Here is a 15,560-nt window from a genome sequence, read left to right as displayed (position 1 = left end):
TCCTAGTACGCTGATGAGTAGAGCACCTCACGTGCACCCGAACCTCGCAGAAACCACCCCTGTTCCGCCTACCGGAAAGTCTCCAGTGATCACGCTACGCGCCGTTGAACCCACCGATCTGGACGAGTTCTTCTCACACCAACTCGACCCCAGCGCCAACCACATGGCCGCCTTCAGTGCCAAGAACCCCTCGGACCGGGGGGTCTTCGACCTCCACTGGCAGAACATCCTCAATGACCCCACGGTCACAGTCCGCACCATCGAGGCTGACGGAGCGGTGGTGGGAAGTATTCTCGCCTACCGCGACGCCGACATCCCCGAGATCAGTTACTGGATCGACAAGGCGCGCTGGGGCCAGGGAATTACGACGGCGGCAGTCGGCCTCTTCCTCGAAGAGTTCACCGAGCGCCCGCTCCGGGCACGCGCAGTCGCAGACAACACCAATTCGATCCGGATCCTCGAACGCTACGGATTCACCCAGGTCGGTGAGACGCAGGGTTTCGCGAACGCTCGCGGCGCGGTGGTCAGGGAGCTCGTCCTCGAGCTTCGCTAACGCTCCCAAGAACGGAACTTTTGTGCAGCTCCGGTGACTTCGACGCTTGTCGAAGTCACCGGAGCTGCACAAAAGTTCAGGGTGGACGGGCGGCCCAACCCGAGGTGGACAGGTCCGTCAGACCATCGTCAGGACCATGCCCGGGTCGGACAGGATGGTCCCGATATCCGCGAGGAAGCGTGAGCCCTGTTCGCCGTCCACCAGCCGGTGGTCGAAGGACAGGCTGAGGGTCATGACCTGCCGCAGGGCAACCTCATTCTGGTACTCCCACGGCATCTTCCGCACCGACCCCATGGCCAGGATCGCCGCTTCTCCCGGATTGAGGATCGGCGTGCCCGCGTCAATGCCGAACACACCGACGTTGGTGATGGAGATGGTCCCGCCGGAGAGATCCGCGGGACTGGTCTTGCCGGCACGTGCCGTTTCCGTCAATCCTTTGAGCGCATCTGCCAGCTCGCGGAGCCCGAGCGTGTGCGCATCCCTGATATTCGGGACGACCAAGCCGCGCGGAGTAGCGGCTGCAATGCCCAGGTTCACGTAGTGATGCTGCACAATCTCCTGGGCGGCCTCATCCCACCGGGAGTTCAGCGTGGGATTGCGGTCCAGCGCGATGCACAGTGCTTTGGCCACCAGCACCAACGGAGTAATGCGGACATCTGCGAACGCCCTGCTCGTTTTCAACCGTGCCAGCAGGTCCATGGAAGCCGTGACATCCACGGTCAGGAACTCGGTGACGTGCGGCGCAGTGAAGGCGCTGGCCACCATGGCAGCGGCGGTGTGCTTCCGCACGCCCTTGATCGGTGTGCGTGTCTCCCGCTCGCCACTCATGCGCGACGCCGGCGCCCCGCCTGTCTCCGCAGGCTGCACCCCGCGGTCGGATCCCTGCTCTCCGGATCCCTCCTGACCGGATCCCCCCTGTGCCGCCAGCACGTCTTCGCGGGTGATGAGACCCTGTGGACCGCTGCCGTTCAGAGCGGTGAGGTCGATGCCGAGATCACGTGCAAGCTTGCGTACCGGCGGGGTTGACCGCGGACGCTCCAGCTGCGCCTCCGCCGGAACGGAGGGCTGCGGTGCCTCAGCCATCACAGGAGCGCCAACGGGTTCTGCAGCGCGGGCAGGCTCTGCCGCTCCGCTGCTGCGCCGAGCCCGCCGCGCGGGCCGGCCCGTCTTCTCAACAGCCGCTCCGTACCCCACGAGGTTGGGTTCCCGCTTGGCCGGCGGCGCGTCGTCGTCGTTTGTGTCCGCTGAGGCGTCCGGAGAATTGGTGGAGGGTCCGCCGGAACCCGGCACGTCGAAGGACACGATCGGCGAGCCGACCTCCACAACCGTTCCGGGCTGCTCGTGCAGCTTCGCCACAACGCCCGCGTACGGCGACGGCAGTTCCACGACCGCTTTCGCGGTTTCAACGTCCGCGATGACCTGGTTCAGCTCCACGGTGTCGCCCACCGCTACATGCCAGGCGACGATCTCCGATTCAGTCAGGCCTTCGCCGAGGTCGGGCAGTCGGAATTCCTTGATCACCGGTGACACTATCCTTCCAGTCCACTGCGGGAGCTAAGGGAGTTTGACCGGCCCAGGGCGCGGTCAACTCCATCGAGTATGCGGTCCAGATCCGGTAGATGATGGAACTCAAGCTTGGAGTAGGGGTACGGGATGTCGAATCCCGTCACGCGGACCGGTGCGTGCTCCAGGTGGTAGAAGCAACGCTCGGTGATGCTCGCCGCAATTTCGGCGCCGAGGCCGCCAGACTGAGCGGCTTCATGCGTAATGACCAGGCGTCCGGTTTTCCGCACCGACTTCTCCACGGTGGCGAAGTCAATCGGAGCCAGGGAGCGCAGGTCAATCACCTCGATCGAAATGCCGTCGTCGGAGGCTGCAATGGCGGCGTTCTGTGCCGTCGGCACCAGAGGCCCGTAGGTGACGAGCGTGACGTCGCTGCCCTCGGTAACCACTTTCGCGTCATTCATGCTGGTGGCGCCCAGGTCCACGCCCTCGTCCACCTCACCCTTCACGTGATAGCGGCGCTTCGGTTCGAAATAGAGCACAGGGTCATCGCTCGCAATGGCCTGCTGGATCATCACAAAAGCATCCTGGGGGTTGGAGACGCTCACCACCCGCAGCCCGGACGTGTGGGTGAAGTACGCTTCCGGGGACTCCGAGTGGTGCTCCGGGGATCCGATACCGCCGCCGAACGGCACCCGGATGGTCAGCGGCACCTTGACTGCACCCTGGGTCCGGTAGTGCAGCTTGGCAACCTGGCACACGATCTGGTCGAACGCCGGGTAGATGAAGCCATCGAACTGGATTTCGACGACGGGACGGTAGCCGCGGTAGGCCAGGCCGACTGCCGTGCCCATGATGCCGGACTCCGCGAGCGGCGTATCGAGGACGCGGTGGGACCCGAAGTCCTTCTGCAGGCCGTCGGTGATGCGGAAAACGCCGCCCAACTTTCCGATGTCCTCGCCCATCAGGACAACCTTCGGGTCATTTTCCATGGCCCTGCGAAGGCCTGCGTTGATGGCACGGCCGAATGTCATGGTGGACATCAGCGGCTCACCTCCCTGGAGGAGTTGGATGCAGCGGTATCTGCGTCGGCGGAATCAAAGTACTTCAGATACTGCTCATAGGAGTCCTGCTGGCGATCGAGCCATGAATTCGGCTCACTGTAGACGTGCTTGAAGACGTCAAGGACCTGCGGCTCCGGCATAGAGATGCAGCCCTCGCGAAGCCGGGCGGCGACGTCGTCGGCGGTGGCCTTGACGGAATCCGCCACCTCCGCGGACAGCAGGCCGCGTGCGTCCAGAAGCGCGGCCAGGCGTGCGATGGGATCCTTCGCGGCCCAGTCCTCAAGCTCGTTCGCGTCCCGGTAGCGGGTGGGGTCATCGGCCGTGGTGTGCGGGCCCATCCGGTAGGTCACCGCCTCGATGAAGGTGGGACCGCCGCCGGTCCGGGCGCGATCGAGCGCCTCACGGGTAACGGCGAGGCACGCGAGCACATCGTTGCCGTCCACGCGGACGGAGGGGATGCCGAATCCGGGCGCGCGGTGGGCGATGGGCACGTGTGCCTGCAACCCGACCGGCTCGGAGATGGCCCAGTGGTTGTTCTGGCAGAAGAAGATGACGGGCGCCTGGTAGCTGGCGGCAAACACCATCGCCTCGTTGACATCGCCCTGGCTCGTGGCACCGTCTCCGAAGTAGGTGACCGCAACGGAGTCCGCACCGTCCGCCAGAACGCCCATGGCGTATCCGGTGGCGTGCAGGGTCTGCGCGCCGATGATGACCTGCGGCGGAGCCATGTTGATGGCGTAGGGATCCCAGCCGGCGGAGGCGTTGCCCCGCCAGACGCGCAGGAGATCCGTGAGGTCCACGCCGCGGCAGTAGGCAACGCCGTTCTCGCGGTAGCTGGAGAAAACAAAGTCATCTTCGCGCAGAGCGCGGCCGGAGCCGATCTGCGCCGCTTCCTGTCCCAGCAACGGCGGCCAGAGCGCAAGCTCACCCTGGCGCTGGAGAGCCGTGGCTTCGGCGTCGATCCGGCGGATGACGATCATGTCCTCGTACAGGGCCTGCAGAGCGGCGTCGTCGACGTCGGAGACCCAGCGGTCATACGCGGCGTTGCTTCGGCGTTCGCCATTGGGCGCAATGAGCTGGACCAGCTCATCCTGCGTGGCATCCGCATCGTTGTTCAGAGGCACGTTCACTCATCCTTCTTCTTACCGGCTTCGGCGTTTGTACACCGGTCAACCGCAGCCTCCGACGCCGATCCGTGGGTGTTCGGCGGGCCGAGGGCGCCGTGGCCCGAGGTTTAGTGTGACGATACTCACGCAAGCCACACAGCACAACCGAACATGGAATGACTGAGCATTGTGCTCGATTTGCTGCCTTCGCGCCGTGCTACCGTTGCGCACTATGCAGCCCCTTGATGCCACTGACACGCGGCTCCTTCTCGCGCTGGCCCGGGACTCCCGGCGGACCGTCGTCGCCCTCGCCCAGAAGCTGGGGCTCTCGCGCAATACCGTCCAGGCACGGATGACCCGGCTGGAGAAGAATTCGACGTTCCTGTCCTTTGAACGGCGGATCAATCCGGCAGCGCTCGGCTACCCGCTCACCGCGTTCATCAATGTCCACGTGGACCAGCGGAAACTCGGCTCCATCACCGGCCAGCTCGCCGGTATCCCCGAGGTCCTCGAGGCGCACGGGCTGACCGGGCAGGCGGACATCCTGGTCCGCGTGGTGTCAGTGGACGCCGAAGACCTCTTCCGGATCAATGGAAAGATCCTGGCCTGCGACGGAGTGGAACGCTGCGATACCTCCCTCGCCATGCACGAGTTGATCCCTTACCGCATGGAGCCCCTGCTGGAGCGCGGTTCCGCGGAGTAACCTCTTCCATTCCTGATCCGAACAGCAGAACCATCCAAAGTGAGCACTGATCCGAATGGTGTGCAGAGCTCCACCAGGGAGCGCACATCACACGAAAGGCATCACCATGGGAACCTCCCCCAACCGGCTACTCGCAACCGTCTTCGGAGCCGTCTACCTGCTCGTCGGGATCCTCGGCTTCTTCGTTACCGCCGGAGTCGGCTTTTTCGCCACTGAGGGCAACACGCTCATCATCTTCGAGGTCAACCCGCTCCACAACATCATCCACCTGGCCATCGGCGCAGCACTGCTGCTTGCCGGCCTCAACTCGGTGAGCGCCGCCAAGGGCGTCAACACCACCGTGGGTGCGGTCTACCTCCTGGTGGGCATCCTCGGGCTCTTCCTGGTCGGCACCTCGCTGAACATCATTGCCCTCAACGGTGCCGACAACGTTCTGCACCTCGCGAGCGCCGTCCTCCTGCTGGGCGTAGGCCTGTCACAGGACAAGAACGTGCGCACCGCCAGCACCCACGCACACACCGCGTAGTCCGGACGTCGCTTTGATGAAGAGTGCTGCGGTTGAGGAGCGGGCCCTGCCCGCTTTTCAACCGCGCGCCGACGCGGAGCAGGGCACCACGGGTGAACTGCTCCGCCTGCTGGCCGGATTCACTGCCCTCGGCTCAGGCCTGACGTTCTTTGCCCTCGCAGCCGACGCCCTGCTGGCTGCCGGCGGCATCCTGAATGTTGTGGTGGGAATGCTCACCGGGCTGTGGGCGGCCGCACTTACCCTGTGGGGAATTCTGGCGCTGCGCGGAACGCCCGGGCGGAACCGGGTTCCTGCCCTGCTGGCAGTGGTGGTGCCTGCCGTTCTTCCCGGTGCCGCCGCCGTCGTGCTGGGTGTTCTGGTGTGGGGTGCGCTGCTCGCGCCGGCCGGAAGCAGGAACTTCGACCTCACGCTTGCCTCCGCACTGGCGCTCGTCCTCCTGCAGCTCGGTTGCCGCGGCGCCCTGCGCCGGCGGGCAGACCGTTCAGCTGCCGGCGCGAAGCTCTCCCCCGGCAGGCTCCTCACCGGGCTCTTCCTCTCTGCCGTCCTGGTTGCCGGAATTACGACGCCGGGACTCGCCGCATCAACGGCCGGTGACAATGCGGTGCCGCACGGCGAGCACGGCCTGGTTCCCGCTCCGGCGGAGCATCCCGGTCACTGAACAAGCGAGTTCATGAACAGACAAGTTCGCGAAGATGACAGTAGGGGCCGGAATCGACATGATTCCGGCCCCTGCTGCGTCTAGTTGGGACTAGTGGTTGGTCGCCTTTTCCGCGCCTACCCCTGTCAGCGAGCGGACCTCCATCTCCGCCTGCTTCTGCGCATCCTCAGTCCGCTTGGCCAGCACGGTGCCGAGCCAGCCCAGGAAGAACGCCAGCGGGATCGAGACGATCCCCGGGTTGCTGAGCGGGAACCAGGAGAAGTCAGCCGTCTGGATCATCGACTTCTCCCCGCCGGAGACCACCGGCGAGAACGCGATCAGGATGATTGCGGTGAGCAGGCCGCCGTACATGCTCCACAGCGCGCCCTGGGTGTTGAACTTCTTCCAGAACAGCGAGTAGATGATGGTTGGCAGGTTGGCGCTCGCCGCCACGGCGAAGGCCAACGCGACGAGGAACGCAACGTTCTGTCCCTGCGCACCTATTCCGCCGACAATCGACAGCACACCGATAACGACGACGGTGCGGCGCGCCACCTTCACCTCACCGTCCGGATCCACCTTGCCCCGGCGAACCACGTTCGCGTAGATGTCATGCGCGAAGGATGCGGCGGCGGTAATGGTAAGTCCCGCAACCACCGCGAGGATGGTGGCGAAGGCAACCGCGGAGATGATTCCCAGCAGGAATGGCCCGCCGAGTTCGAACGCCAGGAGCGGTGCGGCCGAGTTGACGCCGCCGGGTGCATTGTTGATGCGGTCGGCGCCGATGAGGGCTCCGGCGCCGTAGCCGAGAACCAGCGTGAACAGGTAGAACGCTCCGATGAGCCAGATCGCCCACACCACTGAGCGGCGGGCTTCCTTGGCTGTGGGAACGGTGTAAAAGCGCATGAGAACGTGCGGGAGGGCCGCGGTTCCCAGGACGAGCGCCAGGGCCAGGGACACGAAGTCCAGGCGCGTGGTGCCCGAGGCGCCGTACTGCAGTCCCGGGCCGGTGATGGCAGGGTTGCCGGAGGTCTCGATGGCGGCACCGAGCAGGGTCGAGAGGTTGAAGTCGTGCAGGGCGAGCACCCAGATGGTCATCACGAATGCGCCCGCGATGAGCAGGCAGGCCTTGATGATCTGGACCCAGGTGGTGCCTTTCATGCCGCCGATCAGCACGTACAGGATCATGAGCCCGCCAACCACGGTGATGACGAGGGACTGTCCCAGCCGATCGTCGATGCCGAGGAGCAGGGACACCAGGGCGCCGGCTCCGGCCATCTGCGCCAGGAGGTAGAAGAAGCAGACAGCGAGCGTGGTGATGGCCGCTGCTATCCGTACGGGACGCTGCTGCAGCCGGAAGGACAGGACGTCCGCCATCGTGAACTTTCCCGTGTTGCGGAGCAGTTCCGCGACGAGGAGCAGTGCCACCAGCCAGGCGACGAGGAAGCCGATCGAGTACAGGAATCCGTCATAGCCGTTGATCGCAATGGCGCCCACGATGCCGAGGAAGGACGCGGCGGACAGGTAGTCCCCGGCAATAGCCGTTCCGTTCTGCGGGCCGGTGAAGGATCGTCCGGCAGCGTAGTAGTCCGCCGCCGTCTTGTTGTTGCGGCTCGCGCGCAGCACGATCACCAGGGTGATTGCCACGAAAATGCCGAAAATGGTGATGTTCAGCCAGGGCTCGCCGACCTGCGTCGTCTCAACGGTCTGCAGCGGCAGGTACTGCCTCATTTGGTTCCTCCCTCTGGGGCATTGAATACCTCAGGTGCGGCGTCTTCGAGGTCGTTGCGCAGTTCCTCGGCGATGGGATCGAGTCTCCTGTTGGCGTAGCTGACGTACCACATGGTGATCCCGAAGGTGCTGACAAACTGCAGCAGCCCAAGGAGCAGTCCGATGTTGACGTTCCCCCATACGGGCGTGGACATGAATTCGTGTGCGTAGTCAGCGAGCAGCACGTACAGGAAGTACCACAGCAGGAATGCTGCTGCCATGGGAAAAACGAAGCTGCGGTGACGCTTCCTCAATTCCTGAAACTGCGGCCGCTGCTGGACTTCCGTGAAGTCCACGGGCGCCGACGGCGGTGCGCCGGGTGCGGATGGGTCGTGGCCCATTGATACCTCCTCGTTAGGCTCCCACGCAGGATCAGTACCGCACTGGACGGCAGGGAACGAGGGAGTGTGACTCCCATCACTGTTGGTCACATCGCGTGAGGGCGCCAGCACCTTGGGCAGGCACATCGCCCAACGCGCGTCGGCCTGCGATAAACGGTGCGCGCCTGCGCCGAACGGCTCACGGCCACTGCGCCAGACGATTCAAGGCCACCGTGCCGAACGGTTCAGGGCATGGCAGGGTTCACGGCTACTCTTGACCCATGCTGAGCCCCGCCGTCGACGCCGCGCTGGTCGGCGCCGTCGTTCTCGTCACCCTCGCGGTGGTGGCGGTCCTCGGCTTCAGGTTCTCCCGTTCCTACCGTGACCTCGGTTCCGACGCGGACCGCGCCACCTACGCGACGCTGCACACCGTTGCGCTGGCCTCTGAGCACCTGAGGACCGGCCTGACGCCCGGCGGAGCGTCGAAGGCGGCACGGCACCTGCGGGGCCTGCTGCGCAGCCAGGCTCTCCTGGTGACGGACCTGAACGGCGTCCTGGCGTGGGATGGCACCTCCGCCGAACCCGCTGAGGTGATGACCGTTGTGCAGGAGGTCCTCTCCAGCGGGCGGACGCAGATCTTCAAGAGGCTCCGGCTGGGGCCGGTGACCGGAGGAGAGGAAGGACTTGCCGAGGCAGTTCTGGCACCGATCCGGGTAAACGGCCGGGTGGTGGGAACGGTGGGAGCCTTCGCACCGACAGTCAGCGCAGGGCTCGTCCGCGCGACGAATGAGGTCGGCGCCTGGGTGGCCACCCAGGTGGAGCTTGCGGAGCTGGATTCCTCGCGCACCCAACTGATGGAGGCCGAGGTCCGTGCGCTCCGGGCGCAGATCAGCCCGCACTTCATCTACAACTCCCTGAACGCCATCGCGTCCTTCATCAATACGGACCCACAGCGGGCGCGGGAGCTCGTCGTCGAGTTCGCGGACTTCACCCGCTACTCCTTCCGCCGCCACGGCGACTTCACCACCGTCGCGGAGGAGCTGAGGTCCATCGACCGCTACCTGCTGCTGGAGCGGGCGCGTTTCGGTGACCGGCTCCGCGTCAGCCTCCAGATCGGTCCGGAGGTGCTCAGCACCGTGATCCCCTTCCTCAGCCTCCAGCCGCTGGTGGAGAACGCCGTCCGCCACGGCCTCGACTCAAAGGACGGGACAGGCAACATCACCATCACAGCGCACGACGCCGGCGCCTACGCGGTGGTCACCGTCGAGGACGACGGCGTGGGGATGGATCCCGATCGCCTGCGCGCCGTCCTTGCCGGGCACGTCGACGGAGTCCACGTGGGGCTGCGGAACGTCGATTCCAGGCTGCGTCAGGTGTACGGTGACGCCCATGGGCTGATCATCGATACCGCACCCGGCGCCGGCACCCTGATCACGCTGCGCGTTCCGAAATCCCAGCCCGCCCACCAGACCTGAGGGTTGCCCTGCGTCCCGTGGCGCGGACGCCTGATCGACCGCGTAACCTAAGGAGCATGGTCAACGTGGTCATCGTGGACGATGAACTCCCGGCGCTCGCCGAACTCGGCTTCCTGCTCTCCAAGGACGCCCGCATCGACGCAATCCATCAGGCGTCCAGCGGCGCCGAGGCTCTCCGGATCCTGCAAAGCCACCCGATAGATGCACTGTTCCTCGACATCCACATGCCGTCCCTCTCAGGGCTGGACATCGCCAGGGTCATCTCGCGCTTCAGCCGGCCTCCCGCCGTCGTCTTCGTCACGGCGGACGAGGACCGGGCGCTGGAGGCGTTCGAACTTCGCGCCGTCGATTATTTGCTCAAGCCGGTGCGCACGGAAAGGCTGACCGAGTCCGTCCGGCGGATCTGCGAGCTGATGGAGGACGGCGCAGCCACCCCGGACGTCATCACCGTGGATCAGGGCGGCATCAGCAGGATGATCCGGCGCGACGAGATCCGCTACGTGCAGGCGCAGGGCGACTACGCCCGGCTGCATACGGCCGAGGCGAGCTACCTCATCCGCATTCCACTCAACGACCTTGAACGGCAATGGGCCGATGCCGGTTTCCTGCGGACGCACCGCTCCTACCTCGTGGCCATGGATCAGGTGACCCAGGTCAAGCTCGGGTCAGGCAGGGCAAGTGTCCTCGTGGGCGAGGCGGAACTGCCCGTCAGCCGGCGGCACCTGTCCCAGATCCGCGGCAAGCTGGAAGCCACCCGCCTGAGGCCGGGACAGTAACGAACGTGACAGAGCCTGAGGACCGCCCGGCCCGGGTTCGGGTCACCGCGCCGCACTCCGCCGCCGGGCCCGCCGGAACCTTTCCCGTCTCGCGGGAGATGGCTGAACAGTCCGACGTCGGCGAGCTGTTTGTGCGTTCACTCATCCGATCCCAGCTGCGCCTCGCCGTGGTGGTCGCCTCCAGTTTCCTTGTGATCCTGGTGGGCATCCCCATCCTGTTCAGCATCTTCCCGGCCGTCACAACGTGGACCGTCGCAACCGTGCCCGTTCCCTGGCTCCTGCTCGGCCTGGGCATCTACCCGCTCGTGATTGGCTGCGCCGTCCTGTATGTGCGAAGCGCCGGACGCATTGAGCAGCGCTTCCGGGACCTGGTGGACGACCGGTGACATTCCCTGAGCTGAACCCTGTGGTCGGTTACGTGTCACTGGTGATGGTCGCGGTCTCCACCGTCCTGATCGGCATCTATGGACTCCGGATCTCCCGGACCACCGGTGACTTCTACGTGGCCTCGCGTACGGTGCGACCCTGGTGGAACGCCTCGGCGATCGGGGGCGAATACCTCTCAGCAGCCAGCTTCCTCGGCGTGGCCGGCCTGATCCTGCTCTCCGGTGTGGATGCGCTGTGGTTCCCCATCGGTTACACGGCCGGTTACCTCATGCTCCTGCTGTTCGTGGCCGCTCCCCTGCGGCGCTCCGGCGCCTACACCATTCCTGATTTCGCTGAAGCCCGCCTCGAGTCCCGCAATGTCCGCCGGATCACCAGCCTCCTCGTCATCGCCGTCGGCTGGCTCTACATCGTGCCGCAGCTGCACGGCGCCGCCCTTACCGTGCGGATCACTACCGGGCTGCCGTCGTGGGTAGGTTCCGTCGCCGTCGTCGTGGTTGTCTGCCTCAGCGTCATTACCGGCGGCATGCGGTCCATCACCTTTGTCCAGGCCTTCCAGTACTGGCTGAAGCTGACTGCGCTGGCCGTCCCCATCATCTTCATCCTGGTTCAGCTGACCGGCACCGGTGAATCGATCACGAACGACGGCGCGGTCTTCGCACCGGAACTCAACACCACCTCCGATGCCACCCTGTACCAGAACATCTCGCTGGTCATCGCCCTGCTCTTCGGCACCCTGGGACTGCCCCACGTGCTGGTGCGTTTCTATACGAACCCGGACGGCGCTTCCGCCCGCCGGACAACCCTGCTGGTGCTGGGGCTGCTCTCCGTGTTCTACCTCTTCCCGACGCTGTATGGACTGCTGGGACGGATCCACACTCCGGATCTGGCGGTCCGCGGCGCGGCCGATGCCACCGTGCTGCTGCTCCCGAGCCGCATTTTCGACGGCGTTGGCGGAGACATCCTGTCGGCATTCGTCACGGCGGGTGCATTCGCCGCATTCCTCTCGACCACCAGCGGTCTTGTGGTCTCGCTGGCCGGCGTGGTGAGTCAGGACTTCTTCCGTGCCAGCGTTTCCGGGTTCCGATGGGCGGCGATTGTCTCGGCGCTCATACCGCTGGGGTTTGCCCTGCTGACGGACACCCTTGCCCTGGCCGGCAGCGTGAGCATGGTTTTTGCCTTCACTGCCTCCACGATCTGCCCGCTGCTGGTGCTCGGCATCTGGTGGCGGGGGCTCACGGATGCAGGAGCCATCGCGGGCATGGTTTCCGGGGCGGTTCTGTGCGGCGGATCGATCCTGATAGCTGCGGGCCTGGGTATGGATCAGGCCCCGCAGTGGCTCCAGCTGCCCGCGCTCTGGACGGTCCCTGCTGCGTTTGCGGTCACCATCACGGTGTCGCGGCTGACCGCAAACCGCCGGCCGATGAACACATCACGGGTGCTTGCGCGGCTGCATACGCCTGAGGCTGTGTGACGGTACTGGTACGTGCCCGGAAGCTAGTCGATGGCCGCCATGAGTTCAACCACGCGGTCTAAAAAGGCATCCACCTGGGTCTCCTCGTACCCGTCCTGGCCGATAGCTTCACGGAAAACGGCCCGGCGGACTACATCGACGCTGAGCGGCATGTCCCTCTCGAAGTACCCGAGCAGCTCGTTGCAGAGGGCATCTACGTCCTCGATGTCATAGCTGGTCGTGTTCTTCCGGGAAGGACGCCGGAACCGCTCCCCCGGCGGCCTGTGCAGCCTGCTCCTCAGGACGGCGGACGTGCGCCCGATCTGCATCAGCCACGCCTGTTCGCCGCTCGCCGCGATCAGGGTGTCCCGCTCCCGCTGGGCAAAGACGTCTTCCAGCCGGTCCAGTGCGGCATCGACCGCGCGTGGTTCATATCCGCCCCGGGCAGGATCAAAGGCGGTGGTGCGGACTTCGGCACTGGTCACAGGCTCACCGTCGGTGCCGTCCGAGTTGTAGAAGGTGCGTGCACGGGTCAGGAACCTGTCGACCTGCTTTGCCTTATAGCCGTATTCACGGCGGCCGACACGGGCGAACGGCGAACTGCCGTTGCGTGCTCCATCCATAGTTGTGCGTTTCACTTTCTTTGCAACGGCTTCGGTGCAACGGCGCAGTCACGACGCGCCGTCGTCAAGTTCTATAGGGTCCCGGGTACCAATGTAACGGACAGCAGGAACGCAACCGGCGAAGCAAAAACAATCGAGTCAAGCCGGTCCATCACGCCGCCGTGTCCAGGCAGAATGCTGCTCATGTCCTTGACTCCGAGTTCCCGCTTGATCATGGACTCGGCGAGGTCTCCGGCGGTAGCCGCGGCGACAACGGCGACCGCCAGGCAGATACCAACCCACCAGGGCCTGTCCAACAGGAAAACCACTGCAAGTACGCCGACAACCATTGCTCCGCCGATCGACCCGCCAAAGCCTTCCCAGGACTTCTTCGGGCTGATCCGGGGTGCCATGGCGTGCTTGCCGAAGAACGCCCCCACCAGGTAGCCGAAGGTGTCATTGGCAACCACGAGCAGCAGCAGGGTTGCCACCTTGATCGGTCCCGAAGGCTCCTGCAGCAGCAGCATTGCGAAACTCAGGAGGAACGGTACCCAGAGGAGGACGAAGGTTCCCGCCATGATGCTCCGCGCGGCGTCGGGCGCAGGGTCGAGGCTGCGCCACAGAGCGATCGCGGTCACGGACACCACTGTGGCGAATGCCAACGCCTCAGGGCCGCCGAGGTAGGCGGCGAAAGGCAGCGCCACGCCGGCAGCCAGCGCCGGAACGGTGGGAACCTTGATTTGGCGCACCTCAAGCGCCCTGCCGACTTCCCAGACGCCGACGACGCCGATCATCGTGGTCAGCGCCACGAACGCAAGGGGAAGGAACAGCATGCCGACCAGCAGCGAGATCAGCAGCGCAAGCCCGACCCCGATGGCCGCGGGAAGGTTCCGCCCTGCCCGTGAGGGCTCGCCGGACTTGGCACGGGGCGGACGGCGCTTGAACATGCTTTTGCTCTGGAGTGCCCCTTCGCGCAGTGCACGCCTGCCGGACAGCGCACCGGAAGCCGGCGGACCGGCCGGCGCCTGGTGCGCGGCATCAGCGTTTGCAGCATCAGCGGCAGGCGTGCGGCCAGCCTCTGGAGAAGGCTGGGAGTCGCTCATCAGACTTCGAGCAGCTCGGTTTCCTTGCGCTTGAGCATGTCGTCGATGGTGTCAGTGTGGGACTTCGTCCGTGCGTCGAGGTCTTTCTCGGCGCGGGCGCCGTCGTCCTCGCCGGCGTCACCGTCCTTGACCGCCTTGTCAATGCCGTCCTTGGCCTTGCGGCGGATGTTCCGGATCTGGATCTTGGCGTCTTCAGCCTTGCCGCGCACTACCTTGACGTATTCCTTGCGCCGCTCCTCGGTCAGTTCGGGAAGAACCACACGAATGACGTTGCCGTCGTTGGACGGGTTGGCGCCAAGATCTGAGTCACGGAGGGCCTTCTCGATCTCAGAGAGCGCGGAGCGGTCGAACGGCGTGATGAGCAGCGTGCGTGCTTCCGGGTTCTGGAAGGATGCCAGCTGCTGCAGCGGCGTCGGCGAGCCGTAGTAGTTCACGACGACCTTCGAAAACAGGGACGGGTTGGCACGGCCAGTGCGTATGGTTGCGAAATCTTCCTTCGCCGCCTCGACTGCCTTGTCCATGCGCGCGGTTGCCTCTGACATGGTCTCTTCGATCACGATTGCTCCTTTGGTTCGAAATCCGCTGCTTCTGAGCGTCCGATTCAGTTGATAATCCTAGTTCACAGCCGGGCTCCTGCCGGGACTTCACCGACCGCTGCGCGGCGCTCAGGCCGTGACGACCGTGCCTATCCGTTCACCCATGATCGCGCTGGTGACGTTGCCCTCGCCCTCCATGCCGAAGACCACCATGGAAAGATTGTTGTCCTTGCACATGGTCATGGCCGTCTGGTCCATGACCCGGATGTCCTGGCGCAGCGCGTCGTCATAGGACAGCGAATCGAGTTTCTGCGCGCTCGGGTCCTTGCGGGGGTCCGCGGTGTAGACGCCGTCGACACCGCTCTTGGCCATCAGAACGACGTCGGCACGGACTTCCAGCGCCCGCTGGGCGGCGACTGTGTCGGTGGAGAAGTAGGGCAAGCCTGCACCTGCACCGAAGATGACGACCCTGCTCTTTTCCAGGTGGCGGATTGCCCGGCGGGGGATGTAGGCCTCGGCGACCTGGCCCATGGTGATTGCGCTCTGCACACGGGTTTCAACGCCGGCCTGTTCCAGGAAATCCTGCAGCGCCAGGCAGTTCATGACCGTGCCGAGCATGCCCATGTAATCCGCACGCGAGCGGTCCATCCCGCTCTGCGAGAGCTCGGCACCGCGGAAGAAGTTGCCTCCGCCCACCACGATGGCAACCTCCACTTCGCCGATCGTCGCGGCAATCTGCTTGGCTATGCCGCGCACCATGTCAGGATCGACACCGAGCTTGCCCCCGCCGAAAACCTCTCCCGAGAGCTTCAACAGCACGCGCCGCCTCGGGGATTCGCTGTGACCGGCCTTGTCGTATGTGTCCATGATGCCTCCCGGGCAGTCGTACGTGCGTGTCAGAATCTGAGTTCCGTGTGGGTGTCAGCGCGTCAGCAGTGGAACTGATGTCCGGCTTGGTAAGTCTTACAGGTTTCCGGCAGGTCCACTCGCCGGACATGGCGGAGGGGCGGCCACCGTGGCGACCGCCCCTCCATCATCTCAAACAAAAA

The 15,560-nt window shown here is 65.1% G+C and carries 17 protein-coding genes; 8 read left to right on the top strand and 9 right to left on the bottom strand.

Annotation, left to right across the window (positions count from 1 at the left end; genetic code table 11):
- The first annotated feature begins 13 nt into the window (after positions 1 to 13).
- Positions 14 to 553 carry a GNAT family N-acetyltransferase gene (locus AC1MBU_RS08140; protein ID WP_318533035.1) on the top strand — a complete coding sequence of 180 codons (540 nt, stop codon included), beginning with the start codon at positions 14 to 16 and terminating at the stop codon, positions 551 to 553.
- 117 nt (positions 554 to 670) lie between these two features.
- On the opposite strand, the gene AC1MBU_RS08135 is transcribed toward AC1MBU_RS08140, so the two are convergent.
- From AC1MBU_RS08135 to pdhA, 3 genes are read right to left on the bottom strand one after another with little or no spacing between them, the layout of a single operon-like run.
- Positions 671 to 2,074, bottom strand: a complete 1,404-nt coding sequence (locus AC1MBU_RS08135) for a dihydrolipoamide acetyltransferase family protein (protein WP_479786909.1) — start codon at positions 2,072 to 2,074, stop codon at positions 671 to 673.
- 8 nt (positions 2,075 to 2,082) lie between these two features.
- Complete coding sequence (locus tag AC1MBU_RS08130; RefSeq protein ID WP_346028858.1) at positions 2,083 to 3,099, bottom strand: alpha-ketoacid dehydrogenase subunit beta; 1,017 nt, start codon at positions 3,097 to 3,099, stop codon at positions 2,083 to 2,085.
- Entirely contained in the window at positions 3,099 to 4,244 is a 1,146-nt protein-coding gene (gene pdhA, locus AC1MBU_RS08125; RefSeq protein ID WP_479789706.1) for a pyruvate dehydrogenase (acetyl-transferring) E1 component subunit alpha, read from the bottom strand. The genes AC1MBU_RS08130 and pdhA overlap by 1 nt, the downstream gene beginning before the upstream one ends.
- Before the next feature lie 214 nt (positions 4,245 to 4,458).
- Between pdhA and AC1MBU_RS08120 the strand changes: the two genes are divergently transcribed.
- The 3 genes from AC1MBU_RS08120 (at position 4,459) to AC1MBU_RS08110 (ending at position 6,113) form a co-directional block, all read left to right on the top strand.
- Positions 4,459 to 4,929 carry an Lrp/AsnC family transcriptional regulator gene (locus AC1MBU_RS08120; protein ID WP_056549215.1) on the top strand — a complete coding sequence of 157 codons (471 nt, stop codon included), beginning with the start codon at positions 4,459 to 4,461 and terminating at the stop codon, positions 4,927 to 4,929.
- Positions 4,930 to 5,035: 106 nt separating this feature from the next.
- Positions 5,036 to 5,455, top strand: a complete 420-nt coding sequence (locus AC1MBU_RS08115; RefSeq protein ID WP_346028856.1) for a DUF4383 domain-containing protein — start codon at positions 5,036 to 5,038, stop codon at positions 5,453 to 5,455.
- 16 nt (positions 5,456 to 5,471) lie between these two features.
- Positions 5,472 to 6,113 carry a hypothetical protein gene (locus tag AC1MBU_RS08110; protein WP_479789705.1) on the top strand — a complete coding sequence of 214 codons (642 nt, stop codon included), beginning with the start codon at positions 5,472 to 5,474 and terminating at the stop codon, positions 6,111 to 6,113.
- Positions 6,114 to 6,203: 90 nt separating this feature from the next.
- On the opposite strand, the gene AC1MBU_RS08105 is transcribed toward AC1MBU_RS08110, so the two are convergent.
- On the bottom strand, positions 6,204 to 7,823 hold the full coding sequence (locus AC1MBU_RS08105) for a solute symporter family protein (RefSeq protein WP_277359679.1): 1,620 nt from the start codon (positions 7,821 to 7,823) through the stop codon (positions 6,204 to 6,206).
- Positions 7,820 to 8,203 (bottom strand): DUF485 domain-containing protein, encoded by a 384-nt coding sequence (locus AC1MBU_RS08100; protein WP_277359680.1) that lies wholly within the window; start codon positions 8,201 to 8,203, stop codon positions 7,820 to 7,822. Before AC1MBU_RS08100 ends, AC1MBU_RS08105 begins: the two co-directional genes overlap by 4 nt.
- 260 nt (positions 8,204 to 8,463) lie before the next feature.
- Between AC1MBU_RS08100 and AC1MBU_RS08095 the strand changes: the two genes are divergently transcribed.
- The 4 genes from AC1MBU_RS08095 to AC1MBU_RS08080 are packed head-to-tail and all read left to right on the top strand — an operon-like array spanning position 8,464 to position 12,291.
- On the top strand, positions 8,464 to 9,657 hold the full coding sequence (locus tag AC1MBU_RS08095) for a sensor histidine kinase (RefSeq protein ID WP_277359681.1): 1,194 nt from the start codon (positions 8,464 to 8,466) through the stop codon (positions 9,655 to 9,657).
- Between the two features lie 56 nt (positions 9,658 to 9,713).
- Positions 9,714 to 10,433 (top strand): LytR/AlgR family response regulator transcription factor, encoded by a 720-nt coding sequence (locus AC1MBU_RS08090; RefSeq protein ID WP_056548551.1) that lies wholly within the window; start codon positions 9,714 to 9,716, stop codon positions 10,431 to 10,433.
- 5 nt (positions 10,434 to 10,438) lie between these two features.
- Positions 10,439 to 10,819 carry a DUF485 domain-containing protein gene (locus AC1MBU_RS08085; protein ID WP_479789704.1) on the top strand — a complete coding sequence of 127 codons (381 nt, stop codon included), beginning with the start codon at positions 10,439 to 10,441 and terminating at the stop codon, positions 10,817 to 10,819.
- 11 nt (positions 10,820 to 10,830) lie between these two features.
- On the top strand, positions 10,831 to 12,291 hold the full coding sequence (locus AC1MBU_RS08080) for a sodium/solute symporter (protein WP_479789745.1): 1,461 nt from the start codon (positions 10,831 to 10,833) through the stop codon (positions 12,289 to 12,291).
- Positions 12,292 to 12,314: 23 nt separating this feature from the next.
- Here the strand turns inward: AC1MBU_RS08080 and AC1MBU_RS08075 are convergent, their stop codons facing one another.
- The 4 genes from AC1MBU_RS08075 to pyrH form a co-directional block, all read right to left on the bottom strand.
- The gene (locus tag AC1MBU_RS08075; RefSeq protein ID WP_346028926.1) at positions 12,315 to 12,893 is read right to left on the bottom strand and encodes a DivIVA domain-containing protein; all 579 of its coding nucleotides are present in this window, start codon (positions 12,891 to 12,893) and stop codon (positions 12,315 to 12,317) included.
- 71 nt (positions 12,894 to 12,964) lie between these two features.
- Positions 12,965 to 13,819 (bottom strand): phosphatidate cytidylyltransferase, encoded by an 855-nt coding sequence (locus AC1MBU_RS08070; protein WP_346028925.1) that lies wholly within the window; start codon positions 13,817 to 13,819, stop codon positions 12,965 to 12,967.
- A 155-nt stretch (positions 13,820 to 13,974) separates the two neighbouring features.
- Complete coding sequence (frr, locus tag AC1MBU_RS08065; protein ID WP_056548557.1) at positions 13,975 to 14,532, bottom strand: ribosome recycling factor; 558 nt, start codon at positions 14,530 to 14,532, stop codon at positions 13,975 to 13,977.
- A 108-nt stretch (positions 14,533 to 14,640) separates the two neighbouring features.
- The gene (gene pyrH, locus AC1MBU_RS08060) at positions 14,641 to 15,378 is read right to left on the bottom strand and encodes a UMP kinase (RefSeq protein ID WP_277359638.1); all 738 of its coding nucleotides are present in this window, start codon (positions 15,376 to 15,378) and stop codon (positions 14,641 to 14,643) included.
- Between the last annotated feature and the right edge of the window lie 182 nt (positions 15,379 to 15,560).

The sequence above is a fragment of the Arthrobacter sp. PTI12 genome, from assembly GCF_056679915.1.
This window is presented reverse-complemented; position numbering and strand designations above follow the sequence as displayed.

Excerpts from the sequence above, each read along its gene's own strand:
- AC1MBU_RS08095 (WP_277359681.1), top strand. The coding sequence starts at position 8,464 with ATGCTGAGCCCCGCCGTCGACGCCGCGCTGGTCGGCGCCGTCGTTCTC.
- AC1MBU_RS08070 (WP_346028925.1), bottom strand. The coding sequence starts at position 13,819 with ATGTTCAAGCGCCGTCCGCCCCGTGCCAAGTCCGGCGAGCCCTCACGG.
- AC1MBU_RS08130 (WP_346028858.1), bottom strand. The coding sequence starts at position 3,099 with ATGTCCACCATGACATTCGGCCGTGCCATCAACGCAGGCCTTCGCAGG.
- AC1MBU_RS08140 (WP_318533035.1), top strand. The coding sequence starts at position 14 with ATGAGTAGAGCACCTCACGTGCACCCGAACCTCGCAGAAACCACCCCT.
- AC1MBU_RS08110 (WP_479789705.1), top strand. The coding sequence starts at position 5,472 with ATGAAGAGTGCTGCGGTTGAGGAGCGGGCCCTGCCCGCTTTTCAACCG.
- AC1MBU_RS08075 (WP_346028926.1), bottom strand. The coding sequence starts at position 12,893 with ATGGATGGAGCACGCAACGGCAGTTCGCCGTTCGCCCGTGTCGGCCGC.
- AC1MBU_RS08115 (WP_346028856.1), top strand. The coding sequence starts at position 5,036 with ATGGGAACCTCCCCCAACCGGCTACTCGCAACCGTCTTCGGAGCCGTC.
- AC1MBU_RS08090 (WP_056548551.1), top strand. The coding sequence starts at position 9,714 with ATGGTCAACGTGGTCATCGTGGACGATGAACTCCCGGCGCTCGCCGAA.
- AC1MBU_RS08120 (WP_056549215.1), top strand. The coding sequence starts at position 4,459 with ATGCAGCCCCTTGATGCCACTGACACGCGGCTCCTTCTCGCGCTGGCC.
- AC1MBU_RS08105 (WP_277359679.1), bottom strand. The coding sequence starts at position 7,823 with ATGAGGCAGTACCTGCCGCTGCAGACCGTTGAGACGACGCAGGTCGGC.
- pyrH (WP_277359638.1), bottom strand. The coding sequence starts at position 15,378 with ATGGACACATACGACAAGGCCGGTCACAGCGAATCCCCGAGGCGGCGC.
- AC1MBU_RS08100 (WP_277359680.1), bottom strand. The coding sequence starts at position 8,203 with ATGGGCCACGACCCATCCGCACCCGGCGCACCGCCGTCGGCGCCCGTG.